The sequence below is a fragment of the Meiothermus sp. Pnk-1 genome (assembly GCF_003226535.1).
In the GTDB taxonomy this organism is placed as follows: Bacteria; Deinococcota; Deinococci; order Deinococcales; family Thermaceae; genus Allomeiothermus.
Window position 1 is genome coordinate 83565 of the sequence record NZ_QKOB01000001.1, and the last position, 23157, is coordinate 106721.

The 23157-nt window shown below is 65.9% G+C and carries 25 protein-coding genes; 12 read left to right on the top strand and 13 right to left on the bottom strand.

Going from position 1 to position 23157, the window contains the following annotated elements; all coding sequences use genetic code 11:
• Positions 1-70: 70 nt before the first annotated feature.
• Positions 71-1582 (top strand): IMP dehydrogenase, encoded by a 1512-nt coding sequence (guaB, locus tag DNA98_RS00445; protein WP_110524496.1) that lies wholly within the window; start codon positions 71-73, stop codon positions 1580-1582.
• A gap of 147 nt (positions 1583-1729) precedes the next feature.
• Here the strand turns inward: guaB and DNA98_RS00450 are convergent, their stop codons facing one another.
• The 3 genes from DNA98_RS00450 to yedA all read right to left on the bottom strand — a co-directional run bounded on the left by DNA98_RS00450 (position 1730) and on the right by yedA (position 4588).
• Positions 1730-2308 carry a hypothetical protein gene (locus tag DNA98_RS00450; protein WP_110524498.1) on the bottom strand — a complete coding sequence of 193 codons (579 nt, stop codon included), beginning with the start codon at positions 2306-2308 and terminating at the stop codon, positions 1730-1732.
• Positions 2309-2436: 128 nt separating this feature from the next.
• On the bottom strand, positions 2437-3669 hold the full coding sequence (locus DNA98_RS00455; RefSeq protein ID WP_110524500.1) for an MFS transporter: 1233 nt from the start codon (positions 3667-3669) through the stop codon (positions 2437-2439).
• 28 nt (positions 3670-3697) lie between these two features.
• A complete protein-coding gene (gene yedA / locus DNA98_RS00460; protein ID WP_110524502.1) occupies positions 3698-4588 on the bottom strand; it encodes a drug/metabolite exporter YedA in 891 nt (296 codons plus the stop codon).
• A 229-nt stretch (positions 4589-4817) separates the two neighbouring features.
• Between yedA and DNA98_RS00465 the strand changes: the two genes are divergently transcribed.
• Genes DNA98_RS00465 through DNA98_RS00475 form a run of 3 tightly spaced genes read left to right on the top strand, consistent with a single transcriptional unit; the run spans position 4818 to position 7303 of the window.
• Positions 4818-5282, top strand: coding sequence for an Lrp/AsnC family transcriptional regulator (locus tag DNA98_RS00465; protein WP_110524504.1), 465 nt, complete (start codon positions 4818-4820; stop codon positions 5280-5282).
• Positions 5283-5306: 24 nt separating this feature from the next.
• Entirely contained in the window at positions 5307-6143 is an 837-nt protein-coding gene (locus DNA98_RS00470) for a hypothetical protein (RefSeq protein WP_110524506.1), read from the top strand.
• 32 nt (positions 6144-6175) lie between these two features.
• Positions 6176-7303 (top strand): sorbosone dehydrogenase family protein, encoded by a 1128-nt coding sequence (locus DNA98_RS00475; RefSeq protein ID WP_199489344.1) that lies wholly within the window; start codon positions 6176-6178, stop codon positions 7301-7303.
• 142 nt (positions 7304-7445) lie between these two features.
• On the opposite strand, the gene DNA98_RS00480 is transcribed toward DNA98_RS00475, so the two are convergent.
• From DNA98_RS00480 to DNA98_RS00515, 8 genes are all read right to left on the bottom strand, one after another.
• The gene (locus DNA98_RS00480; RefSeq protein WP_233492980.1) at positions 7446-8057 is read right to left on the bottom strand and encodes a DNA-3-methyladenine glycosylase; all 612 of its coding nucleotides are present in this window, start codon (positions 8055-8057) and stop codon (positions 7446-7448) included.
• Positions 8050-8640: a cysteine hydrolase family protein gene (locus DNA98_RS00485; RefSeq protein WP_110524510.1), complete on the bottom strand. Its 591-nt coding sequence runs from the start codon at positions 8638-8640 to the stop codon at positions 8050-8052. Before DNA98_RS00485 ends, DNA98_RS00480 begins: the two co-directional genes overlap by 8 nt.
• Positions 8641-8708: 68 nt before the next feature.
• Positions 8709-9302, bottom strand: coding sequence for a biotin transporter BioY (locus DNA98_RS00490; protein ID WP_110524512.1), 594 nt, complete (start codon positions 9300-9302; stop codon positions 8709-8711).
• Positions 9299-10048 (bottom strand): biotin--[acetyl-CoA-carboxylase] ligase, encoded by a 750-nt coding sequence (locus tag DNA98_RS00495; protein ID WP_110524515.1) that lies wholly within the window; start codon positions 10046-10048, stop codon positions 9299-9301. The genes DNA98_RS00490 and DNA98_RS00495 overlap by 4 nt, the downstream gene beginning before the upstream one ends.
• A 130-nt stretch (positions 10049-10178) precedes the next feature.
• Positions 10179-10508: a hypothetical protein gene (locus DNA98_RS00500; RefSeq protein WP_110524517.1), complete on the bottom strand. Its 330-nt coding sequence runs from the start codon at positions 10506-10508 to the stop codon at positions 10179-10181.
• A complete protein-coding gene (locus DNA98_RS00505; protein WP_110524519.1) occupies positions 10495-11307 on the bottom strand; it encodes a cobalamin-binding protein in 813 nt (270 codons plus the stop codon). The genes DNA98_RS00500 and DNA98_RS00505 overlap by 14 nt, the downstream gene beginning before the upstream one ends.
• 6 nt (positions 11308-11313) lie before the next feature.
• On the bottom strand, positions 11314-11877 hold the full coding sequence (locus DNA98_RS00510) for a cob(I)yrinic acid a,c-diamide adenosyltransferase (protein ID WP_110524521.1): 564 nt from the start codon (positions 11875-11877) through the stop codon (positions 11314-11316).
• 95 nt (positions 11878-11972) lie between these two features.
• The gene (locus DNA98_RS00515) at positions 11973-13814 is read right to left on the bottom strand and encodes a S8 family serine peptidase (protein ID WP_110524523.1); all 1842 of its coding nucleotides are present in this window, start codon (positions 13812-13814) and stop codon (positions 11973-11975) included.
• A gap of 118 nt (positions 13815-13932) precedes the next feature.
• Here DNA98_RS00515 and DNA98_RS00520 point away from each other — a divergent pair, with 118 nt between their 5' ends.
• From DNA98_RS00520 to der, 5 genes are all read left to right on the top strand, one after another.
• Positions 13933-14841, top strand: a complete 909-nt coding sequence (locus DNA98_RS00520) for a carbohydrate ABC transporter permease (RefSeq protein WP_110524525.1) — start codon at positions 13933-13935, stop codon at positions 14839-14841.
• Positions 14838-15698: a carbohydrate ABC transporter permease gene (locus DNA98_RS00525; protein WP_110524527.1), complete on the top strand. Its 861-nt coding sequence runs from the start codon at positions 14838-14840 to the stop codon at positions 15696-15698. Before DNA98_RS00520 ends, DNA98_RS00525 begins: the two co-directional genes overlap by 4 nt.
• Before the next feature lie 116 nt (positions 15699-15814).
• Positions 15815-17083 carry an ABC transporter substrate-binding protein gene (locus tag DNA98_RS00530; RefSeq protein WP_233492982.1) on the top strand — a complete coding sequence of 423 codons (1269 nt, stop codon included), beginning with the start codon at positions 15815-15817 and terminating at the stop codon, positions 17081-17083.
• A 58-nt stretch (positions 17084-17141) separates the two neighbouring features.
• Positions 17142-17633 (top strand): DinB family protein, encoded by a 492-nt coding sequence (locus DNA98_RS00535; RefSeq protein ID WP_110524531.1) that lies wholly within the window; start codon positions 17142-17144, stop codon positions 17631-17633.
• Between the two features lie 42 nt (positions 17634-17675).
• A complete protein-coding gene (gene der / locus DNA98_RS00540) occupies positions 17676-18989 on the top strand; it encodes a ribosome biogenesis GTPase Der (protein WP_110524533.1) in 1314 nt (437 codons plus the stop codon).
• Positions 18990-18998: 9 nt separating this feature from the next.
• Here der and DNA98_RS00545 read toward each other — a convergent pair whose 3' ends face one another.
• Positions 18999-19805, bottom strand: coding sequence for an NAD-dependent deacylase (locus tag DNA98_RS00545; RefSeq protein ID WP_110524535.1), 807 nt, complete (start codon positions 19803-19805; stop codon positions 18999-19001).
• 103 nt (positions 19806-19908) lie between these two features.
• On the opposite strand from DNA98_RS00545, the gene pepF reads away from it, so the two are divergent.
• Positions 19909-21723, top strand: a complete 1815-nt coding sequence (gene pepF, locus DNA98_RS00550; RefSeq protein ID WP_110524537.1) for an oligoendopeptidase F — start codon at positions 19909-19911, stop codon at positions 21721-21723.
• A 27-nt stretch (positions 21724-21750) separates the two neighbouring features.
• Here pepF and DNA98_RS00555 read toward each other — a convergent pair whose 3' ends face one another.
• Positions 21751-22245: a hypothetical protein gene (locus DNA98_RS00555; protein WP_110524539.1), complete on the bottom strand. Its 495-nt coding sequence runs from the start codon at positions 22243-22245 to the stop codon at positions 21751-21753.
• Between the two features lie 38 nt (positions 22246-22283).
• Between DNA98_RS00555 and DNA98_RS00560 the strand changes: the two genes are divergently transcribed.
• Positions 22284-22514: a hypothetical protein gene (locus DNA98_RS00560; RefSeq protein ID WP_110524541.1), complete on the top strand. Its 231-nt coding sequence runs from the start codon at positions 22284-22286 to the stop codon at positions 22512-22514.
• A gap of 147 nt (positions 22515-22661) precedes the next feature.
• On the top strand, positions 22662-23123 hold the full coding sequence (locus tag DNA98_RS00565) for an arsenate reductase ArsC (protein WP_110524543.1): 462 nt from the start codon (positions 22662-22664) through the stop codon (positions 23121-23123).
• The last annotated feature ends 34 nt before the right edge of the window (positions 23124-23157 follow it).

Below are 23157 nucleotides of genomic sequence, written 5' to 3' on the forward strand. Positions count from 1 at the left end.
GGAGGGGCGGATCCCCGGTGGGCGTGTAGTCCACAAACTCCACACCCCTTGCCTGTATACTCAAGGGAATATGCTCGAGACTCCCGTGCGCAAGGGCACAACCCAGGACAAAATCGCCTTCGAGGGCCTAACTTTTGACGATGTGCTGTTGCTTCCGGCATACTCGGAGGTGCTGCCCAAGGACGTGTCTACCCGAGCCCGCCTCACCAAACGCCTGTGGCTCAATGTGCCCATCATCGCCGCGGCGATGGACACCGTGAGCGAGGAAAGGATGGCCGTGGCGATGGCCCGCGAGGGTGGCCTGGCGGTGATCCACAAGAACATGACGGCCGAGGAGCAGGCCGAGATGGTGCGCAAGGTCAAGCGCAGCGAGGCCGGGATGATCCAGGACCCGGTGACCCTGCCCCCCACCGCTACGCTCGAGGACGCCGAGCGCCTGATGCGCGAGTACAAGATCGGCGGCTTGCCGGTGATTGACGTGTACGGAAAGCTGATGGGCCTGGTCACCAACCGCGATATCCGCTTCGAACACAACCTCAGGCGCCCCGTCGTGGAGGTCATGACCCCGCTCGAGCGCCTCGTCACCGCCCCGCCGGGGACCACGCTCGAGGAGGCCGAGAACGTCCTGCGCCAGCACAAGGTGGAAAAACTGCCGCTGGTAGATGCCGAGGGTAAGCTCAAGGGTTTGCTGACCCTCAAAGACCTGGTCAAGCGGCGGCAGTACCCTATGGCGGCCAAGGACGCTCGAGGTCGGCTGCTGGTGGGGGCGGCGGTGGGGGTATCCAAAGACCTCTTCGAGCGGGCTGCCCTGCTGGTGGGTGCGGGGGTGGACGTGCTGGTGCTGGATAGCGCCCACGGGCACTCGAAGGGCATCCTCGAGGCCCTGGAGGCCCTTAAGAACATCTACGGGGACAGCGTAGAGATCATCGCCGGGAACGTGGCCACCGCCGAAGGGGCCCGGGCGTTGGCCGAGCGCGGGGCGGATGCGGTGAAGGTGGGAATTGGACCCGGCTCGATCTGCACCACGCGGGTGGTGACCGGGGTGGGGGTTCCCCAGATCAGCGCCATCCTGGAGGCGGTGCGGGGCTTGGAGGGCAGCGGCGTTCCGGTGATCGCCGATGGGGGTATCAAATACTCGGGCGACGTGGCCAAGGCCCTGGCGGCCGGAGCCCACACGGTCATGCTGGGTTCGATGCTGGCCGGGACCGAGGAAGCCCCGGGCGAGGAAGTGCTCAAGGACGGTCGCCGCTACAAGCTCTACCGGGGTATGGGTTCTTTAGGGGCGATGCGCCAAGGCTCGGCGGACCGCTACTTCCAAGAAGCCGGGCGCGCCGAGAAAACCGAGGCCAAAAAGCTCGTACCGGAGGGCATCGAGGGGATGGTTCCCTTCAAAGGCCCAGTGGGGGACGTGATCTACCAGATTGTGGGCGGGTTGCGCTCGGCGATGGGATACTGCGGGGCGCCGGATCTGGAAACTTTTCGCACCCAAACCCGTTTCACCCGCATCACCAACGCTGGCCTTGTCGAGAGCCATCCCCATGACGTCACCATCGTCAAGGAAGCCCCGAACTATAGCCGCTGAAGCTCTTTGCGGGGGTGCCGATTTGCGTTATCAACATCTTGCGGGCTACCAGATATCGCCTCGTAGAGGCGGTCGCGCAGGGTAGGCCTCCAAAGGGTGCAGGACGATCCTGCCTGAGGCATTCCAAAAGCGCGCCGGATTCGAATCTTATACCTCGGCGACCCAGACGATCTTGCCCGCTGTGCTCCAGATCCGCACCGTCCTGCCCAGGACCCGAGAGGCCACGGCCGAGAGGTCTTCTTCGGGATCAGGGAGGGCGGGGGTCTGCTGGAGGAGGCTGAGGGCTTCGGGAGGGGAGAGCTGTGGGGCTCGCTCGAGCACCGCATCCACCTCCCAGCGGCTGGCCCAAAGGCGCTTCAGAGCCCATAACGTCTCCTGCTTGCCCGCCCCCAAAGCGAAGGGCGCTTCCCCGGCATAGCGCACCAGCAGGGGGGGTTCCGGCAAAGCCCGGCGCAGCTCCTCGGCTCGCTCGGGCAGCAGGTAGCTTTCCCGCACCAGGCGCTCGGCCTGGGCGCAGGCGGCCTCGAGCCGCTCCTCGTCAATCCGCGCCCCGAAGACCCCCTCGAAAGCCCAGCGGATCTGCTCGGGGAGGTTGGCCAGTTGGTAGAACTCGGCCTCGAGGCCCTGCAAGACCACGGTATCCACCACCGGCAACCCGGCGGCCTGGAGCTTCTGGAGATCGGCCACTTCGCCCGCGGCGGGGGCCTTTTGCAAAGGGAAAATCATCGGCCCGATTATAGGCCGTAGAGACAGGAGACGGGTGGAGAACCCCACCCCGGCCCTCTCCACGCGCGGGGAGGGTAAACAAAGGGCGTCTTGCGTTTTGCGTACGCCGTACGACCATCGACAACCCCTCAAGCCGCCGCCGCCCGCAACGCCCGCCGGATGCCCAGCGAAAGCATCCCCCCCATGATCGCCAGCGCCCCGGCGGCGAAGAAGGCCAGGTTGTACTCGCCCAGCGCGTCGCGCACGCTACCGCCCGCCCAGGCAGCAAAGGCCGCCCCGAGTTGGTGTGCCGCGAAGACCCAGCCATAGACCGTGCCCACGTTCTGCCGCCCAAAGTTGTCGGCCACCAGGGCCACGGTGGGAGGCACGGTAGCGATGTAGTCGAGGCCGAAGAGAATGGCGAAGGGGACCATGGTCTCGGGGGTCACCGCATAGGGCAGCAGCAGCAGGGAGAAGCCGCGGAAGGCGTAGTACACGCACAGCAGCTTGCGGGGGTCGTAGCGGTCGGTGAGCCAGCCCGAGGCGATGGTGCCCACGAAGTTCATCGCGCCCAGCAGGGCCAGCATCCCCGAAGCCATCCCCTGCGAGATGCCACAGTCCACGGCGTAGGGAATGAAGTGGACGCCGATCAGGCCGTTGGAGGTCGCGCCGCAGATGAAGAAGGTACCCGCCAGCAGCCAGAAGGTGCTCGAGCGCACCGCCTGTCCCATGATCCCGGCGTCGGCGGTGATCTTGGCGGAGGCGCTCTCCGCCGCGGCCCCCAGGGGCCGCTCCCCGATCTCGGCGGGGCTGTCCTTCATCAGCAGAAAGATGGGCAGCATCACCGCCAGGGCTATCCCCGCCATGATCCAACTGGCCTCGCGCCAGCCCAGGCCCGTGGCCCAGGCCACCAGCGCCGGGATGAAGATGAGCTGCCCCGCGGAAGTGGCCCCGCCGAAAATCCCCGTGACCAGCCCCCGCTGCCGGATGAACCAGCGGTTGGCCACCGTGGCACCCAGCACGCTGCCCACGATGCCCGTACCCACCCCGCTCACCACGCCCCAGATCAGGTGGAGCTGCCAAACCTGGGTCATGAGGGCGCTGCCCGCCATGCTCAGGCCCATCAGCAGCAGCCCGAAGAGGGTGATGCGGCGCGGGCCGTAGCGGTCCATCAGGTAGCCGCTGAAAGGCCCCCCCAACCCGAAGAGCACCAGGCCGATGGACACCGCCAACGAGAGGGTGGTCTTGCTCCAGCCCAAATCCTGCTCCAGCGGCACCAGCAAAGCCCCTGGCGCCGAGCGAATCCCGGCGGCGACCAGCGTCGCCAGCACCGCCACCGCCACCACAATCCAGCCGTAGAAAAACCGATGGGAGTTCGCCACAAACCCTCCGCTCGTGTCAGGCTACACCCTAACGCCGGGCCACGGCCACCAGCCCTACGCCCAGCAGGATCACCGGCAGGGCCACCAGGGTGACGAGGGTGATGGGCTCGGCGGCCAGGGCCACCCCCAGCAGCACCGCCACCACCGGGTTGACGTAGGCGTAGCTGCCGGCCAGCGCGGGGCGGACCCTCGAGAGCAAGAACATGTAGGCGCTGTAGCCCACCACCGAGCCGAAGACCACCAGGTAGGCCCAGGCAGCCAGGGACGAGAGGCTGGGAAGCTGGGTGAAGCGCTCGCCCAGGAGCGTGCCCATGACTACCAGCACCCCACCCCCCACCAGCATCTCGGCAGCGCTGCCCATCATGCCCTTGGGCAAGGTCATGTGGCGGCTCCAGGCCGAGCCGAAGGCCCAGCAGACCGGGGCCAGGAAGATCAGGAGGGTGCCCAGCAGGTTCGAGCGCAGGTTGCCCTCGAGCATCAGCAGCGCCACCCCGGCGAAGCCCAGCGCCATGCCCAGCCACTCGAGGCCGCGGGTCTTCTCGCCCCACAAGCGGCCGAACAGGGCCAGCCACAGCGGCATAGTGGCGATGATGGTGGCCGCCAGCCCCGAGGCCACCCCCAGCGACTCGCCCAGCGCCACCATCCCCATGCCCCCGCCCATCAGCAGCGTGCCTACCCAGGCTGCGCCCCACCACTCCCGGCGGGTCGGGGCGGGGGCACCGCGCAATCGGAGCACGAGGAACATCCCGCCGCCGGCGACCAGGAAACGAACCCCGGTCGCCAGCAGCGCAGGCATGGTCTCGACCATGTAGACGATGGCCAGGTAGGTCGAGCCCCAGATCAGGTACAAAGCCAGCAGGGCGGCGAGGACCAACCCGCGGTCGCCAGCGGTACGGGGTAATACCTGATGGGTCTGCATCCTCAGGCCTCGCTGCGTCTTAGCTGTGGGGTTGCCGGAGGTTGGACGAGAGCTTGCCTCGCCCCCGAGGGCTCCCGCCGACGCAGAAGAGGTGCGAGATCGAATACGGTTCGGCCTTCATGGGGTAAAGTCATGATCACCTCCGGGAAACACCGCGAATAAATCAATAATATATGATAAAGGCATAATTTGTCTATATATTATTCGGGACCGTGTTACAATGCCGAATATGGTTCAGCTAGATGCCATCGACCGGGCGATTTTGCTCGAGCTGCAAAAAGAAAGCCGCCTTTCTTATGCGGAAATTGGGGCTCGAGTGGGGCTTTCGGCGGCTGCGGTACACGAGCGGGTGAAGAAGCTCGAGCGCAAAGGAGTCATCCAGGCGTACAGAATTCAGGTCAACCCCAAAGCCATCGGGCTGCAGGTGACGGCCTTCATCGCGGTACGGCTGCAGAACGACACCGCCTGCGCCGACGTGGCCCCCACCTTCGCCGACTTCCCCGAGGTCGAGGAGTGCCACAGCGCCGCCGGCGACATCGACGTGCTGCTCAAGGCCCGCACCGCCACCCCCGAAGACCTCGAGCGGCTGCTCTACCGCATCAAGCGGGTGCCCGGCGTCTCGCGCACCACCTCGACCGTGGTGCTCTCGACGCAGTTCGAGGCCCGGCCCCTGATCCCCGTTGAGCCCGAGTAAAGACCCTGCTAGGATGGGCGGCCTATGCCCCTGCGACTGCCCTCCTGGGACCAAGCCTACCCCTCCAAGGCCCGGCTGCGGCTCGAGGTCAGCATGATGCTGGAGTCGGTGGTGGAAGCCCTGCTGGGCCAGCTCGGCGAGGGGGCCTTCGTGGGCATCTACGCCAAAGGCTCGGCCCTCAAGCCCTGGGACAGCCCCCTCGACTACGTGCCCGAGCTCTCCGACCTCGACGTGCAGCTCCTCCTGCACGACCCCGGCCTGCTCGACGACCTCGAGCGGGCCCTGGCGGTGCAGGCCGACCTCGAGCGCCGCTTCTTCCGCCGCGCCCCCCAGCCCCTGCACCTGCCCCGCCCTCAGATCCTGGTCATCAACCGCTTTCTGGAGAGCCCCACCTTCTCCCCCTCCCCCGCTTCCGTCGTGCAGACCCTCTTCGGCAAGCCCTACGCCGAGGTGCACCCGCTCACCGACCGCGAGGCCGTGCGGGAGGCCGACCGTTGGAGCCTGCTCGAGCACGCCAAACCCGAGGACCTGCGGGCCTTCCCCCTCAACTTCATGGACATGCCCGGCAAGTACCTCTTCCACTGCCTGCGCCAGCTCACCTGGCGGGTAGGGCCCACCGCCTCGCGGGCGCTCTCGCTGCTGGGCAGCAGCTTCGAGGAGGCCTGGGGCCACAACCGCACCCACCTGGTGGGGCGGCTCGAGGCCGCCGGGCAGGCCGGGTTGGCCGCCGACTACGCGGGCTTCTACCTGTGCGCCTGGGACTTCTACCGCTCGGGCTACGCCGACTCTGAGGCAGCGCGGCAGGCCGTCCGGCACGGGGTACGGGTGCTCGAGGCCGGGCGGCGGCTGGCCCAGGGTTGAGCTTGGGGGCCCCGTGGCCTAGGGTAGGAGGCGTGAGACAACTCCTCTTGCCCTTAGCCCTAACCCTGACCCCCGCCCTGGCCCAAAGCTGCCTGGGTTTTCGTGGGCTCGAGGTCGTCACCCCCGCCGGCTTCTGCGCCGGGGTCGTCCGCAGCGGCCTGAACTTCCCCAGGGGCGTGCTTCCCCTGGCCAACGGTGACCTCCTGGTGGTCGAGATGGGCGGTTGGAGCCCCCACCGCGGCGCGGTGACCCTGCTGGCCAAGGCTAAAGGCTACGCCCCCCAGCGCCTGTTCACCCAGCTCGACCGCCCCAACGGCATCGTCCTGGGCCCCGACGGCAAGGTCTACGTGGGCGAGGTGGGCCGGATCTTCCGCTTCAGCCTGGACAAGCCCGCCAAGGAGTACGTCATCACCAACCTCCCCGGCAACGGCCGCCACCCCCTCACCCAAATGGTCTTCGATACCAACCGGCGCCTTTTGGTCAACGTCGGCAGCGCCAGCGACAACTGCCAGCAGGACAGGGGCCAGGCCGCTTGCCGCGAAGCCCAGACCAACGGGCTGGTGCGGCGCTACACCTTCGACTGGGAGAGCGGGAAGGTCAGCGGCTGGGGCGTGCTGGCGAGTGGCCTGCGCAACTCCATGGCCCTGGCCGTGCACCCCTCGGGCACCGTGCTCCAGGGGGAGAACTCCCGCGACGCCATCAGCGCCGCCGACCCCAAGCTCGACGACGAGGAACACCCCAAGGACGAGCTGAACGTGCTCGAGGCCGGTGCCAACTACGGCTGGCCCTACTGCTACGAGAACGCCCGCAACGCCCCCGAGTTCCCCGGCTACCCCTGTGCCAACACCCGCAAGCCCGCCGTGCTGCTCCCCGCCCACGCCGCCCCGCTGGGCATGACCTACTGGAGCGAGGGTCCCCAGCCCTACCGGGGCTGGCTGGTGGTGGGCTACCACGGCTACCGCAAGTACGGCCACCGCCTGGTGGCCTTCCCCCCAGACGCCAAGGGCATCCCCAACGGCGACCCCGCCGACCTGATCAAGGCCTGGGTGCTGCCCGGCGGCAAGCTGGGGGCCCCGGTGGACGTCAAGGCCGGCCCCGACGGCAGGCTCTACATCAGCGACGATCGCAACGGCATGCTGATCGTATTCGGCAGGCGATAATTTGGGAGCAAGAAGCGCTCGGCTATTATCCGCTAACTCGTAGCCTGCGGTTTACCCTTCCCAGCCCCCCTTGCTAAAGGGGAACAAGGCGTATTGCGTTTTGCGTACGACCCGCGCCCGACGCCAGGCATCCAGCCATCAGCTAAAAACCACCCGCCCCGGCGTTCTCCACCACCCGCCACATGTACCAAGCAGCATGGGAGCGGAAGGGGCGGAAGCGCTCGCCCAGGGCCTCGAGCCCGGCTCGATCGCTCACCCCGTAGACCCGCTCGAGGCCCCTGCGCACCCCGAGGTCGAGGAGGGGCCACACGTCGGGGCGGCGCAGGCCGAACATCAAGAACATCTGCACCGTCCAGACCCCGATGCCCTTGAGCTGGGTGAGGTGGGCGATGATCTCCTCGTCGGAGCGCTGTTCGAGGCCCTCGAGACCGCCCTCAAGGGCGAAGCGCGAGAGGTCATGGATGAAGCCGACCTTGGCCCGCGAGAGGCCCAAAGCCCGCAGCTCGTCGGGGTGGGCGGTGGCCAGGACGGCGGGTTCGATGGGAAAGCGCCCCTCGAGCCGCTTCCATATGGTCTGGGCCGCCTTGCCGGAGAGTTGCTGTCCCACGATAGAGCTCACCAGGGTGGGGTAGGCGGGCCGCACCTCGGCGGCGTGAGGCTGGAAAGGGGCGGGGCCGAAGCGCCGCTGGAGCTCGGCCATCCGCGGGTCGCCGAACGTGACCGTGCCCGCCTTTTGCCGCTGGGGCCTAGACAAACCGCACCCCGGCGCAGGTGGTGACCTTACCCTGATACAAGAAGGTGACCTGGCGCAGCGCGGCCTCGAGGTCGAAGGGGGTGAGGGCGCTGGTGCCGTCTTCGGGCAGGACCACGTCGTACCAGCGCAGCGCAGCGCTGCCCGCCGTGTGCAGCACGCAGATGTTGGCCACCGTGCCCACCACCACCACGTGCTTGATGCCCCACAGGTGCAGCAGGTGCTCGAGCGGAGTGCCGTAGAAGCCGTCGTAGCGGGCCTTGCGGAGGACGGTCTCCTCGGGGCGGGGCTTGAGCGCCTCCACGATCTCGGCCCCCCAGGTGTTCTGCACCCCGTGGCGCGGCCAGATGTTGAACTCGGGGTCGTCCTTGGGGTGCCAGTCCTGGGTGTAGACCACCCTGACCCCGGCGGCGCGGGCCCGCTCGAGCAGCTCGGCGATGGGCGGTATGGTCTTGGGCGCGTCCGGGACGAAGAGCGCCCCTTCGGGCTCCACGAAGTCGTTTTGCATGTCCACCACGATCAGAGCGGTCTGGGAAGCCGGCAGCGCTACCTCGGCCTGCCTGGGAATCTCGGGGACCTCGACCATGGCCTAATTGTAAATCGAAAGCCGGACCCGGCGCAGAGCGCCGCATGCCCGGCCCCTCTGGGCTGCGGTTACTTCTGTCCCACGAAGCGCCACGCTAGCGGCAGCAAAGAGGCCGCCAGCACCGCCTTGATGAAGTCGCCGATGAGGAACTTGGTCATCCCGGCCATGATCACCGTGTTCCAGTCCTTGAAGATGCCCAACTTGAAGCCTACATAGCCCAGCCAGGGCACTCCGATGGCGTAGATGAGCAAGCTGGCTGCTAGCATCAGGCCCAGGGTCTTGAAGAAGCTGCGGTCAGCCCCATAGCGCTCGACCAAGTAGCCCACCAGCCAGGCGGCGATGGGGAAAGCCACCAGATAGCCCAGCGTCAGGCCTTTGCCGATTCCCGAGGCCCCCCCGGCGAAGAAGGGAGCCCCTAGGCTGCCGGCCAAGACGTAGGTGACCAGGGCCAAAAATCCCAGCCGCCCGCCCAGCGCCGCACCCACCAAGAGCACCCCGAAGGTCTGCCCGGTGATGGGCACCGGGGAACCCACCGCAAACTGCGCGGTCAAGGCCACGAACAGGCAACCCGCCAGCACCAAAACCACGTCGCGGGTCAGGGTACGGGCGGGCAAAAGGGATTTGGCAAGAGGCAGATAAGGAAGGGTTTGGGTTGGGTTCATGTCCACACCTCCTGAATGTTACCTACCAAGTCCACGTCACCCGAGGTGACGCGCCGCATTGTACCTGAGACCTCCAGCCACAGGGAACCGTCTTCGGCGATATCCACGGCTCGGCCCCGCAGGGTCTCCTGGGGGGTCTCGAGCACCACCTCCTGGCCCAGGGTGAGGCTGTAGCGCCGCCAGGCGGAAAGTATCTGGTTGGGCTGCCCCTCGAGCCCAGGGTACAGACGCCCCAGGCGATTGAGAAAGCCAGCCAGTACCTCGATCCGGCCCGCCGGAGCGAACTCCACCAGCGCCGCCCTGCCCGGTGGGGCGGCGCGGACGTTGAGGCCGATGCCCAAAACCACGTATCCTCGCCCGGCCTCGAGCAGGATCCCTGCCAGTTTGCGCCCATCGGAGGCCAATAGGTCGTTGGGCCACTTGAGCCCCCCCACCCCACAGGCCTCGCGCAGGGCGACTCCGGCGGCGAAGGAGAGGAGGGGGAAGCGCTCCGGAGAGATACGGGGGCGCAGCAGCAGCGAGAAGGTGAGGCTTTCTCCCGGCGTGCTCTGCCAGGGCCGCCCCCGCCGCCCCCGGCCCTTTTCCTGCACCTCCGCCACCACCAAAGCTCCTTCGGGCGCCCCCGCCTCGGCCCAGGCTTTGGCCACGTCCTGGGTGGAGGTGGTGCGCTCCAGGTAGCAGTACCTCTGCCCCAGCGGGGTCTCGAGCAAGGGAAGCAACGCCTCCGGGCTCAGTTCACCAGACACGCTCGATTGTACCCCAAGCGCAGGCGGGAGGAACTGGGGGGTCCGGGCGCGTGGCGCTGTCCCGGAGTCGTCTCTTGTTCAGCCGTGCGAAAAGTAGAGCTAGGCGCGAGCCGCACTACCCTGGGGGCCGTCAGCCTATTTCGCCGGAGGTGAGGCGGTGGGGGCGCCCATCGCTCCAGGGCCGCCCGTACCAACGTACCTCGGCTTGCGGGAAGGCCCGCTCGAGCAACCCCTGCAGATACTCCGAGGCCCCCGGCAGCAAGCCGTTACAAGAGCCCGATACGTAGACGAAGGCTCCGTGTGGCTTGCGAGGGGCCGGAAACCCGCTCAGGCAGCCTTCGTATTCGGGAAAGGCCTGGTAGAAGGTGCGCAAAAGGGGCTCGAGGAGGTTTTCCGCCCCCGGCAACCCCGCCTCGTCCTTGGGGCGCACCCAGAAGGCCACCACCTTAAATTCCTTCACCCCCGCCCCCTTTTACCCCTGAAATCGGCTTGGTCCACACCGGGACGCGCTGCAGCCTGTTGGCCAGGCGCTGTACCCCTTCGGCTAAACGTGGCCCCGGGCGGCCTAAGTAGGCTTCCTCGAGGGGAAAAACCTGCCCGTAGCGGATGGCTGGAATCCGCAACTTCCGCTTCAGCACCACTTCGGGCCGCAGTTTTTTCGCCCCGCACCACGACACCGTGATGAGGTCGGGCTGGGCCTCCTCCACCTCGGCCTCGCTCAGCGGCTTCGAGCGCACTTCCAGGTGAGCGAAGGCGTTCTGGGCCCCCAGGGCCTCGAGCATCTGGGTCACCCAGCTTCTTCGCCCCGCCGCGATCATCGGGCGCGGCCACCACTCCACCATCACCCGCGGCGGGCGCACCCAGTTGGGCAAGCCGCCTCGAGCCGCAGCGATCATCCGCTGCATGGCCTGCACCACGTGGGTCCCCCGCTGCGGGACCCCCAAAAGCTCCGCGACCCGCCGGATGTCGGCGTACACGTCGGCCAAGGTCTCGGGGTCCAGGATCACCTGGGGAATACCGCGCCGCTCCAGGCCCTCTACCACCCGCTCCATGCCGGGCACGGAAAGGCTCGAGAGCACCAAGTCTGGCCTAAGGGCTTCCACTTTGTCCAGATTCACCTGCAAATCCGGCCCCACCCGGGGGAGGTGCGCAACCTCCGCCGGAAAGTCCGAGTGGTCGTCCACCCCTACCAGCTGCTCCAGGCAGCCCAGGGCCCAGACGATCTCGGTGTTGGAAGCGGTCAGACTAACGAGGCGCATATGCGTTTAGCGGCGCTTTTTCACCAACCACTTCTCCTCCGAGAAGCCTTCGCGCCGGTTCACCACCCGCGCCAGGGTGAAGAGCAGATCCGAGAGGCGGTTGAGGTAGCGCCGGGCCTCGGGGTTGATCTCCTCCTGGTGCGAAAGCTTCACCACGCAGCGCTCGGCCCGGCGCACCACGGTGCGGGCCAGATGCAGCGCGGCGGCGGCGGGGTGGCCACCGGGGTGGATGAAGCCGGTGAAGGGGGGGGCTTCCTCCTGGTAGCGGTCGATGAGCTGCTCGAGCCGCTCCACGTCTGCTGCGTCGAGGCGGACCACGTTTTTGGCGTAGGGGGAGCCCTGGCGGGTGGCGAGGTCAGCCCCTAAGTCGAAGAGGGCGTTCTGGAGGTACTCGAGGTCGCCCTGGAGGTCGGCGTGTTGGGCCGGGAGGAGGCTACGGGCCAGCCCCAGGGCGCTGTTGGCCTCGTCCACGGTGCCGTAAGCCTCCACCCGGGGGTGATCCTTGGGAACCCGCTCGGCGCCGTAGAGGCCGGTCTCGCCCTGGTCGCCGGTTTTGGTGTAGATCTTCATGCTTCCACTCTAACCACCGCTTGGGTCGGCAACCGTAAGCGAACTCGCCTCGCTCATCGCAACAACGCGGCCCTGGATCGGAGGGGAGGCGCGGTCTACCTGAGCTTCTGCTCGATCAGCCGGGCGACCTGCTCACGGGGGAACCCCGACTGCGCCCAGGCCCCGCTGGCCGAGTAGGGCAGGAGCTGAATGTCGATGTTCGGGACGTTTCCATTGGCCACCCGGACCGGGTTGGGGTAGGCCCCCAGGGGTTCGCTGTCGTACTCCCCGTTGCCGTTGATGTCCTGGAAGGCCGCGGCCAGGTAGGTCCCGGGCTCGAGGCCGCCGATGGAGTAGGGGGTGCGCTCTTGGGTTTGCAAGACCACGTTGAGCTTGGAGCGGCTGAAATCTATGGCCAAATCGCCCCCCGCGTCCAGGCAGCTCCGGGTGGTGCAGAAGAAGGCCACCACGTACGTCGTCACCGGGCGGGTGGATGGCGGGGGCGGGGGCGCGGGCGTGGAACCACTGGTCAGGGCTTTGGCCGCGTCCACCAAGCCCGCCCCGCAATCGCTCCCCGAGGGGCGGTTGCACTGCGAGGCCGTCAGAGGGGTCGCGCTAGTCCTGAGTTTTTGTAGAGCTTGGTCAAAGGTGAGGCTGGGGGCCTGCGCCTTCATCAGGGAGACGATGCCCGCCACGTGCGGCGCGGCCATCGAGGTGCCCTGGTAGAAGGCGTAAACCCATTTTTGGTTGGCATCATCCCTCAAGGTGCTGAGCACCCCCGCCGGGTAAGATCGTCCGTTGAAGGTGAAGGTCTGGTTGAGGTCACCGCCCGCGGCCATCACGTCGATGCGCGGGCCATAGTTGGAGTAGGGGGCGCGCTTCCCGTCGGGGCCGACCGCGCCCACCGTGATGACCTTCTGGCAGCTCGCGGGGGTGAAGCCGGAGGCGTCCGTGTTGCTGTTTCCCGCCGCCACCACCACGATGGCGCCCTGCGAGGTGGCGAAGTTGATGGCCTCCTGCCAGGCCGGATCACAGCTCCCCTGCCCCCCCAGGCTCAGGTTGATGACATCGGCCCGGTTGGGGTTGGCGGGAACCCCGCTCACCGAACCGCCCGCCGCCCACCTGATGGCCTCCACGATGTCGGCGGTAGTGCCGCCCCCCCTGCCCAAGACCCGGATCGGCACGATCTTGGCGGCCCAGTTCACCCCGGCTACCCCTTGGTTGTTGTCGGTGGCCGCGCCCACCGTACCGGCCACGTGGGTGCCGTGGTAGGAATTCGGCTCGCCGGCCTGCTCGGCATCCCCCTCGTCGGTGGGGTCGGAGTCGCGGCCATCCCCATCGCCCGCGACGGCGGGATCGGAGATGAAGTCGTAGCCGCCCGTTACCCTTCCGGCCAGATCGGGGTGGGGCAGGATCCCGGTGTCGATCACCGCGACCTTGGTGCTGGCCGAACCGGTGGTGGTGTCCCAGGCCGCCGGGAGGTTCATCAGCGGGTAGTGCCACTGGGCGCCGTAGTAGGGATCGTTGGGCGTCTTGAGGGCGCGCCAGATGCGGTTCGGCACCGCGTATTCCACGTCGGCGCGGGCGGCGAGGCGCTCTACCAGGGCCAGGGTTCCGGCTGTATCTAACCCCGAGGCCCGGTACAGCTGGGTGCGCTCGAGCGCCAGCGGCCGCACCAGGCTCAGGGTCTGGCCGTTCACCCTGAGGCTCGAGGCCGACTGCAAGCTCACCGTGGGTTTGAACTTGACGATGACCTCGCCGGGAACGATCTCCTCACCGCGGTGGGCATTGAGGTCGTTGCGCAAGGCAGGGTTGATACCGAGGCCGGCAGCCCCGTTCTGGATGGCCCCCGGGGCGATCACCACCCCCGAGATCGAGCCCGACCCGGCAGGATTGCTCGACGGACAAGCCGTCAACACCAACGCTAGAAGGGGAAACCCCAAAAGAGATCTACGCATGCTTCTAACCCCCTGCCCAGCAAGTTGCCCTGGCCCCAGTGTATTCCATCGAGCCCCTCTTCTGCCGGCGAAAGAAAGTCGAGCGTTGCCCGCCAGGGGTTGTATATTAGGCGCGAATATGGCTCAGGTTACTGCTTCTGGGCTGCGCAGGGCCCAGGGAAGTCGTCGAAGAAGTGTTGCCGGTTGGTGGTTTTTGGCCCCCGCGTTGCTCTTTATAATGGCCTTCACCGTCTACCCAGCCCTGAGCGCCTTCTGGCTCTCGCTGCACAGCGAAGCCCCGTTCTCAGGGAACTCGGTGTGGGTGGGGCTACAAAACTACCAAGACCTGCTGCACGACCGTGAGTTTCATAGCAGCCTGCTCACCACCTTGCTCTTCACCCTGATGACCGTGCCGCTCTCGATCGGCGGAGGGTTGCTGGCGGCGGTGCTCTTGCACCGCACCCTGCCGGGGATCCGCATCTACCGGGTGCTGCTGTTCCTCCCGGTGGCGGTGCCGACCGCTACCGCGGCCATCGCCTGGCGCTGGCTGTACCACCCGGTGGTGGGGTATATCAACTACGCCCTCAGCCTGTTCCACCTGCCCCCGGTCTCCTGGCTGCAAGACCCCAGCGTAGCCCTGGCTGCGGTAGCCCTGGCGGTAGCTTGGCAGCAGCTTGGGCTGAATGCCATCCTGCTGCTGGCCGCCTTGCAGGGCATCCCCGAGGACCTGATCGAGGCCGCGCGGCTAGACGGGGCTACCCCCCTGAATATCTTCGCCCGCATCACCCTGCCCTTGCTCTCTCCCACCTTGTTTTTCGCCTCGATCGTGGGGGTGATCCACGCCATGACCACCTTCGGCCCCATTGACCTGCTGACCCGGGGCGGCCCGGCAAGCGCTACCCAAGTGGCCGTATACCGCATCTACACCGAAGGGTTTATCAACTTCCGCTTCGGCTACGCCACCGCCCAAGCGGTGCTGCTCTTTATCGTGATCCTGGGCTTTACCCTGCTGCAAAACCGCCTCGAGCGAAGGGTGCATTACCAATGAACGCCAGCCAACCCCTCCCACAAACCCGCAAACGTCGCCCCTGGGGCGAGTGGATCCTCTCCTACGCCGGGCTCACCCTGCTCGCGCTGCTGGTGCTGATGCCGGTGCTGGTGCTGTTGTCGGCCTCGCTCAAGCCGCCGGGAGAGGTGTTCGAGTACCCACCCCGCCTGATTCCCCGGGAGTTCTCGCTCGAGAACTATCGGGGCGCCTTAGAAAAAGCCCCCCTGGCCCGCTACTTGTTCAACACTTTGCTGGTCGCCGTAGGGGTAACGCTGGGCCAACTGCTGACCTCGGCCCTGGCCGCCTTCGGCTTCGCCCGGCTTAACTTCCCGGCCAAGCGGGCCCTGTTTTTGGGGGTGCTGGCCACCTACATGGTGCCCTGGGAGCTCACCTTGATTCCCAACTACCTGACCATATCCCACCTGCGGCTGCTGGATAGCTACTGGGGGTTGGTGCTGCCCTTTTTGGCCGGAGCTTTCGGCATCTTCCTGTTACGGCAGAACTTTTTGCAAATCCCCGAGGAGTACTTCGACGCCGCCAAGATAGATGGGGCTACCCCCTTGCAGCAGCTGCGCTTCGTGGCCGCACCGCTGGCCCGGCCCGCTCTGGCTTCGCTGGCCCTGCTGACCTTCCTCAACACCTGGAACCAGTACCTCTGGCCGCTGGTCGTGACCAGCTCCCCCACCTGGCGCACGGCCCAGATTGGGCTGCGCTTTTTCCTGGTGGACCAGGAGGGCTCCAACTACGGGTTCGTGGCCGCCGGGGCCATCCTGGTGCTGGCCCCTACGCTGATCGCTTTCATCGTGCTCGAGCGGGCTTTTGTGCGCGGCATCTCGGTGGGTGGGGTCAAGGGCTGATCGGTCCCTGACAACTCCCCAGCAAAGTCGGTAAGGTATTAGGCGAGGGACACCTCACCAAGGAGGCTTTAATGAAAGGTCAACGATGGAGAAGCGTCGGCATCGGCCTTGTAGCGATGAGCTTAGGACTGGCGGCGGCCCAGGCCCCGGTCAAGGTGAGCTTTTGGCATTCTATGGGCGGGGTCAACGGCGAGGCGGTGGACCGCATGGTCAAGGCATATAACGCCTCGCAAAACGCCTGTACGGTGGAAGCCACCTACGTGGGTTCCTACGACGACGGCCTGACCAAGCTGCAAGCCGCCCTTAGGGGAAAGAACCCCCCGCACATTCAGCAGATTTACGACATAGGCCTACAGGCCATGGCCGAATCCGGGCAGATTATCCCCGCTTCGGACTTGGCTCGCCAGGACAGGTACGACCTCTCGGGGATCCTCTTCCCGCTGGCCCGCTACTATAACCTCGACGGCAAGTATTACGGCATCCCCTTCAATGCCTCCACGGCGGAGCTTTACTATAACGTGGACGCGCTCAAGGCCGCCGGGTTTACCCGTCCGCCCAAGACCTTCGAGGAGTTCGTGGACTACGCCCGCAAGCTGACCAAGAAAGACGCCAATGGCAACGTGATCCAGTACGGGGCTACCATCCGGGTATATGGCTGGTTTATCGAGCAGCTGATCTACAACCAGGGCGGCTACGTGGTCAACAACGACAACGGGCGCACCAAGCGGGCTACCGCGGTGACCTACAACGGCCCCGAGGGGGTGCGGGCGGTGAAGTGGATCGTGGACATGACCCGCGAGGGCCTGATGCCCAACGTGGGGCGCGACGGCGCCGCTCAGCGCCAAGCCTTCACCTCGGGCAAGGCCGCGATGTTCGTGGAGTCCACCGCCACTCTGGGGGCGGTACAGCGCGAGGTGGGCGGGCGCTTCCAGTTCAAGACCGCGCCGCTACCCCGCCCGGCGGGCACCAAAGGCGGCACCGCCATCGGCGGGGCGGCCCTGTACGTCTTCAAAGGCCACCCCGACAACGAGACCAGGTGCGCCTGGGACTTCATCAAGTACGCCATCTCCCCCAAAGTGCAATTCGAGTGGCACAAGGCCACCGGCTATTACCCGGTCTCGAGGGCGGCCCTCGAGCTTCCCGAGACCAAGGCCTACTGGAAGGAAAACCCCAACGCTAAAACGCCGGTGGACATCATTCTCTCCAGCCCGCCTACCAAGTCCAGCCAGGGCGCGGTGGCGGGGGTGATGCCGCAGATCCGCCAGCACATCGAAGAGGCGATGGAACTGGCCATCGCGGGCAAGGCCAGCGTGGAAGAAGCGCTAAACCAGGCGGCGCAGAAGTCCAACGAGGCCATCGCCCGCTACAACGCCGCCGTACGCTAAGCTAGCCATCCCCGTAGGCCGCCCGCCGGGCGGCCTACTCGCTTGTATCATCGGAGCTATGGACCAAGGGCTTGTGCTCACCTATTCGTGGGTTCGGCGCACCCGGGCCCAAGTGCTGGACTTTTGCCAAGGGTTACCGCTCGAGGTCTATACCCGTGAGCACCCCGACTTCGGCTTCGGTAGCCTCCGCAACCTACACGCCCACGTGGCAGAGTGCTATTTGTGGTGGGTGGGGAATGTGGGGCTCGGCAATGCAAGCCTATCCGTACAAGGCCAGGATATCCCCGATGTCCCGGCGATGCGAAGGCTATTTGACCAGGTAGACGCGACCGTGGAGGAGGCTTTCCAAAAGTTCACCCGTCTGGATGAGGTCTACGAGTGGACTCACCCAATCCGGGGCTGGCGCATGCCTGTCTCCCAGCGCTGGCTGCTGATGCACCCCATTACCCACGAGTTCCACCACAAGGGCCAGATGATGACCCTGGCGCGCATCTGGGGGTATAAAATGCCCCCAGAAACCGATACCGACCTCGTTCCGCCCACCCTTTGAGCCCGCGTGTTACTATGAGAGGCTTGTGGAGCAGGTGTCGCTATGTACAAAGTCGTGATCGTGGGTCGCCCCAACGTGGGCAAGTCCAGCCTCTTCAACCGCTTGTTGGGTAAGCGGAACGCCGCCGTGGTGGCCGACCAGCCCGGGGTAACCCGCGACCTCAAGGAGGCTACCGTGGAAAGCGAGCGGGGCCGCTTCAAGCTGGTGGACACCGGGGGGCTGTGGTCAGGCGACGTGTGGGAGCAGAAGATCAAAGAAAAGGTGGAGGCCGCGCTCGAGGATGCCGACCTGGTGCTCTTCACCGTGGACGGTCGGGCCGATATCAGCCCGGCGGATCTGGAGGTGGCGGATTTTCTGCGGCGCAAACATCCCAATGTGCTGCTGGTGGCCACCAAGGTAGATGACCCCAAGCACGAGCACTACCTGGGAGACCTCTGGGCCTTAGGCTTTGGCGAACCGATAGCGACTTCCAGCAGCCACGCCCGGGGGTTAGAGGAGCTCGAGGACAAAATCTGGAGCAAACTGCCCGTGCGCCAAGAGGGGGAATCTGAGCCCGAGGTAGTACCCATCAAGATCGCTATCGTAGGCCGCCCCAATGCGGGAAAGTCGAGCCTGCTGAACGCCATCTTGGGCGAGGAGCGGGTCATCGTCTCGGAGGAGCCCGGAACCACCCGTGACTCGATCGACGTGGAGTTTGATTACGGCGGTACGCTTTTCCAGTTGGTGGACACCGCCGGGATTCGCAAGCGCCCCGAGACGTTGGTGGAGGAACTGGCCATCGCCCGCGCGCACAAGAGCATCGAGGAGGCCGATATCGTATTCTTGGTGATCGATCCGGCCAACTTCGGCGACCGCGAACTCAAGCTCGCCAACGAGGCCCTCGAGGCGGGGAAACCGGTGATTCTCACCGTTACCAAGTGGGACCTGGTGAAAAAAGACGACCAGCCCAAGGTGCGCCGGGAGATCGGCGAGCGGCTGGCCCACCTAGGACACCTACCGCGGGTCTATGTTTCCTCGGTAACGGGGCTCAACCTGCACAAGCTCTTCACCGAGGCCACCCGGCTATACGCCCTGGCCCGCCAGCGCTTCGAAACCGCCGACCTCAACCGCTACCTCTCGGCCTGGACGGCCAAGGTGGCCCTGCCCAACTTCAAGGGCAAGCCGCTCAAGATCTTCTTCGTCACCCAGCCGGAAATCGCCCCTCCAACCTTCGTGTTCTTTGTCAACTATCCCGAGTTTGTGACGAGGGCCTTCGAAGGATACCTCAGAAACCGCATCGGGGAGGATCTGGGGTTGGCGGAAGTGCCCTTCCGGTTGGTCTTTAGGGGGCGACGGGGAGGGGAGAAGGAGGCCTGACCACCTGGGTTATTCCAGCCCCAGGGGTGCTGCTCCGTTTTGCGGCGAGAGCAGCAGCTCTAGCCCCTCCACCGCTCCCATCCGTAGGCTGCAATCGGCCAGCCCTGAGAGCGGGGTTGTGCTCGGGTTGATCTCGATCAAGTAGGCCCCGGCCCAGCTCGCCACTCGACCCAGGCTAGCCGCAGGTTCGACTTCTGCGCTGGTTCCCACCACCAAGGCCACCTCCGCCCTGGCGAAAGCGCGCTCGGCCCGCTCGAAGGATCCCGGGGGCAGCGGCTCGCCGAACCAGACCACGTCCGGGCGGCCCCGCCCGCCGCAGTTGGGGCAGACCGGCGGGGGGATGAACAAGCTGGGATCGGGGAGGGGGAAACGAGCCCCGCATTCCTCACAGCGGGCCCGCCCGATCGAGCCGTGGAGTTCGACCAGGTGGGTAGAACCGGCCCGGGCGTGGAGCCCGTCCACGTTTTGGGTGACCAGGAGAAACCCGCTTCCTTCGCGCAGCGTGGAGGTGAGCCGATCGCCCACCCGGGGAAAAGGGGTGGTGAGCTGGCGTTCTAGCTCGGCCAAGAGCCGGTGGGCCCGGTTGGGCTGGGCCTGCATCGCGTTGGCGTAGCGCCAGGCATACCACTCCCACACCTTAAGGGGGTCGCGGCGGTAGGCTTCGGGGGTGGCGTAGTCTTCTGGGCGAAAACCCTTCCATAGCCCCGCTGCGTCGCGGAAGGTGGGGATGCCCGAGGGGGCGGAAATCCCCGCCCCGGTAAGCACCGCGACACGCTTGGCTTCCTTGATCCGCCTGCGTGCTTCTCCCACATCCATAGCCCAAGTGTACGGGCCTCCGCGCCTCTCCGAAAGGTCGCGGCGGCGCTGTGCCCTTCTCGAGCGCTGACCCTTCAGTCAGTTTGTGTTTTAGGATAGGGGCATGTCAGAGGTCCTCCCCAAACGTTCGGAGTTGCCCAAAGAACAGCAATGGAGCATTGAAACCGTGTTCGCCGACGAGGCCGAGTGGAAGAGGGCCTTCCAGGAGGTCTTGGCTTCCCTGGACGCCCTCCGAGCCTTCGCGGGGCGGCTGGGGGAATCGGCCCAAACCCTTCTGCTGGCCCTACAGACCCGTGACCGGCTGAGCCTGGCGGCTCAGAAGGTGGGGCTTTACGCCTCGCTCAACCTCTCCACCGATGGGGCCAACCCCACTTATGCTGCCATGAACGCCCAGGCCAGCGGCCTGATCGCCCAGGTGAATGCCGCGGCGGCTTTTATCGTGCCCGAGATCCTGCGCATCGAACCTGCCAAGCTCGAGCAGTTCATGGCCCAAGAGCCGGGGCTGGCCGTATACCGGCACTACCTGGAGCGGCTCCAGCTACGTCGCGCGCACATCCGCAGCGCCGAGGTGGAGGAGGTTATGGCCCAGGTCGGCGACCCCTTGGCTAGCCTCAGCGCAGCTGCGGCCGCCGCCACCAACGCCGACATGGCCTTCCGCCCGGTGGAGTTCGACGGGATGCGCCTGCCGGTTTCGCACGCCACCATCGGCGGCCTGTTGGTGCACGAGAGCCCCTTGGTGCGCAAACTGGCCTGGGAGCACTACGCCGATGGCCATCTAGCCCTCAAGAACACCCTGGCCGCTACCCTCCAGGGCAGCATGAAGGCTTTTGTCTTCCAGGCCAGAGCCCGGAACTACCCCAGCTCGCTCGAGATGTCTTTGGCCCTCAACCACATTCCCAAGAAGGTCTACGACAACCTGCTGGAGACCTTCCGGGCTCACCTCCCCCTCTGGCACCGCTACTGGGCTATTCGCAAGAGGGCCAACGGCGGCGTCTTGCACACCTACGACGTACCCACCTACGACGCACCCGCTCCGTTGCGTAGCGGCCCCACCCTCTCTTTTGCAGAAGCCGCGGAGATGGTCATCCGGGGGATGGAGCCGCTGGGGCCAGAGTACGTGGAGCCGATGCGCAAAGGGCTTTTCGAGGAGCGCTGGGTGGACTGGGGGCTCAACCAAGGCAAGCGGGCGGGGGCCTACTCCTCGGGGCTCAAGGGCACCCACCCGTTCATCTTCATGAGCTTCCAGAACGACCTTTTCTCCATGAGCACGCTGGCCCACGAGCTGGGCCACTCGATGCACTCGTATTTCACCCGGCTCCACCAGCCGCACGTGTACTGCCGCTACTCCCTCTTCGTGGCGGAGGTCGCCAGCAACTTCAACCAGGCCCTGACCCGCGCCCGGCTGCTCGAGGAAGCCCCCAACGACGACTTCAAGATCGCGGTACTCGAGGAGGCTTTTGCCAACTTCCACCGCTACCTCTTCGTGATGCCCACCCTGGCCCGTTTTGAGCTGGAGTGCTACCAGAAGCTCGAACGCGGCGAGGCCCTGAATGCGGCCTTCCTTACCGGCCGCATGGCCGAGCTCTTCGCCGAGGGCTACGGGGGGGAGGTCGAGATAGACCCCGAGCGGCTGGGCTCGAGCTGGATGAACTTCTCCCACCTCTATTCCCCCTACTACGTCTACCAGTACGCCACCGGCATCTCGGCGGCCAACGCCCTGGCCCAAGACGTGTTGCGCGAGGGTGAGCCCGCTGCTCGGCGCTACCTCGAGTTCCTCAAGGCGGGGGACTCGGTCTTCCCCCTGGACGCCCTTAGAATCGCCGGGATCGACATGGAAAGCCCTGAGCCAATCCGGCGCGCGTTTGGGGTGCTGGAGCGCCTGATCGACGAGCTCGAGCGGCTGGTTTCCTCGCGGTGAGCCTTCTTGGCCCCCGGGACGATCGATTTACCTGCGCGGGACCTGGTGAAACACATCCAGGAACAGCCCAAGCCGCTCGCCCCAGACCTCCTGCTCGCGCATGGCCTGCTCGAAGGCGAGGGGCTCCATCACCAGCTGGGGCAGCCGTAACCAGCCCAGGTAGTAGCGCCCCGCCAAGCCCGGCTCAGGTAGCCTCGAGCGCTCTTCCTGGGTGAGCAAGCCCTCGAAATCTTGAGGAGAACTCAAGGCGGGGATACGCAAGGGGGCGAAGCGGCGCAGAAAGGCTTTCATCGTGGTGGGGTTGGACCAGAAGCCGTAGTTGAGCTCCTCGGTCAACTGCTCGATCTGCGCCAGGAGATAGGGGTCACCCTGCCGCGCTACCAGCCTGCGCACCAGCTCACTCCGCCGTAGCCGCAAGCGGGCATACTCGCTCAAGGGCAAAGGCCGCCCGGTGGGCTGGCCCAAGGCTGCCCTCAGGCGGTGGGCGACGACGTAATCCTGGTACTCCCGGTAAGGGTCCATGGGTCTATTGTCGCCGGATGGCGCACTAAAATAGCGGCATGGACACCAAAGGCTGGGTGCTGCGGGCGGTGGAGAGGCTGCGCTTCGCCAGCGAAAAGGACATTCAGCGCTGGCTGGACGAAGAGGGCGAACCCCTCGCGCGCGAGGAGTTGAGAAAAGCGCTCGAGGCCCTCCTGCGCGAACAAAAGCTGGAGCGCAAAGGCGACCTCTACCGCCTCAAGAATAAGGAGGGCGGCAAAGAGGCCTTTTCCAAGTTGTTCAACGATTAATACGCCAGGAGGGGACGATCCTCCGTATTTAGCGTTTTGCCCATGACCTAGCGCATAGCTGTCGCACGATGCTCCCGATCCAATAGGAGGGTTTTTACTTGACATTGCCCTGACCGACATCGGCTTGGCCTCCGGTAAGCTGAAGTCATGCGCATTCTGGTACTGTGCACCCATAACTCAGCCCGCAGCCAGATGGCCGAGGGCTGGCTGCGCCATCATGCCCAGCAGGCCGGCTTAGACGCCGAGATCTTTTCTGCGGGAACCGAGGCCACCCAGGTCAAGCCCGAGGCTATCCAGGTGATGGGCGAGGTGGGGATTGACCTTTCGGGTCATACCTCCAAGACCCTCTACGACCTTCCCGACCCCTGGAATTTCGACCTGGTGCTCACCGTCTGTGATAGCGCCGCCGAGAATTGCCCGGTCTATCCGGCCAAGACCCACCGCCTGCACGTCTCCTTCCCTGATCCCTCCAGCCAGGACCTAAAGCAGTGGCGCCGGGTACGGGACGGTCTGGGGCGGATGAGTAAGCATCTGGTTTCCGAACTGAGCTCGGGGCGTATCCCGACCGAAGCTGGCTTGATCGAAGCGGCAGGCTCGAGGTTTTGCTGACCCCTATCCCCCAGGTCGGAGCCCTCACAACCCT

Bases quoted from the DNA above. Each gene is read 5' to 3' on its own strand.
- guaB (WP_110524496.1), top strand. From the start codon at position 71: ATGCTCGAGACTCCCGTGCGCAAGGGCACAACCCAGGACAAAATCGCC.
- DNA98_RS00450 (WP_110524498.1), bottom strand. From the start codon at position 2,308: ATGATTTTCCCTTTGCAAAAGGCCCCCGCCGCGGGCGAAGTGGCCGAT.
- yedA (WP_110524502.1), bottom strand. From the start codon at position 4,588: ATGCAGACCCATCAGGTATTACCCCGTACCGCTGGCGACCGCGGGTTG.
- DNA98_RS00465 (WP_110524504.1), top strand. From the start codon at position 4,818: ATGGTTCAGCTAGATGCCATCGACCGGGCGATTTTGCTCGAGCTGCAA.
- DNA98_RS00470 (WP_110524506.1), top strand. From the start codon at position 5,307: ATGCCCCTGCGACTGCCCTCCTGGGACCAAGCCTACCCCTCCAAGGCC.
- DNA98_RS00485 (WP_110524510.1), bottom strand. From the start codon at position 8,640: ATGGTCGAGGTCCCCGAGATTCCCAGGCAGGCCGAGGTAGCGCTGCCG.
- DNA98_RS00490 (WP_110524512.1), bottom strand. From the start codon at position 9,302: ATGAACCCAACCCAAACCCTTCCTTATCTGCCTCTTGCCAAATCCCTT.
- DNA98_RS00505 (WP_110524519.1), bottom strand. From the start codon at position 11,307: ATGCGCCTCGTTAGTCTGACCGCTTCCAACACCGAGATCGTCTGGGCC.
- DNA98_RS00510 (WP_110524521.1), bottom strand. From the start codon at position 11,877: ATGAAGATCTACACCAAAACCGGCGACCAGGGCGAGACCGGCCTCTAC.
- DNA98_RS00515 (WP_110524523.1), bottom strand. From the start codon at position 13,814: ATGCGTAGATCTCTTTTGGGGTTTCCCCTTCTAGCGTTGGTGTTGACG.
- DNA98_RS00520 (WP_110524525.1), top strand. From the start codon at position 13,933: ATGGCTCAGGTTACTGCTTCTGGGCTGCGCAGGGCCCAGGGAAGTCGT.
- DNA98_RS00525 (WP_110524527.1), top strand. From the start codon at position 14,838: ATGAACGCCAGCCAACCCCTCCCACAAACCCGCAAACGTCGCCCCTGG.
- DNA98_RS00530 (WP_233492982.1), top strand. From the start codon at position 15,815: ATGAGCTTAGGACTGGCGGCGGCCCAGGCCCCGGTCAAGGTGAGCTTT.
- DNA98_RS00535 (WP_110524531.1), top strand. From the start codon at position 17,142: ATGGACCAAGGGCTTGTGCTCACCTATTCGTGGGTTCGGCGCACCCGG.
- der (WP_110524533.1), top strand. From the start codon at position 17,676: ATGTACAAAGTCGTGATCGTGGGTCGCCCCAACGTGGGCAAGTCCAGC.
- DNA98_RS00545 (WP_110524535.1), bottom strand. From the start codon at position 19,805: ATGGATGTGGGAGAAGCACGCAGGCGGATCAAGGAAGCCAAGCGTGTC.
- pepF (WP_110524537.1), top strand. From the start codon at position 19,909: ATGTCAGAGGTCCTCCCCAAACGTTCGGAGTTGCCCAAAGAACAGCAA.
- DNA98_RS00555 (WP_110524539.1), bottom strand. From the start codon at position 22,245: ATGGACCCTTACCGGGAGTACCAGGATTACGTCGTCGCCCACCGCCTG.
- DNA98_RS00560 (WP_110524541.1), top strand. From the start codon at position 22,284: ATGGACACCAAAGGCTGGGTGCTGCGGGCGGTGGAGAGGCTGCGCTTC.
- DNA98_RS00565 (WP_110524543.1), top strand. From the start codon at position 22,662: ATGCGCATTCTGGTACTGTGCACCCATAACTCAGCCCGCAGCCAGATG.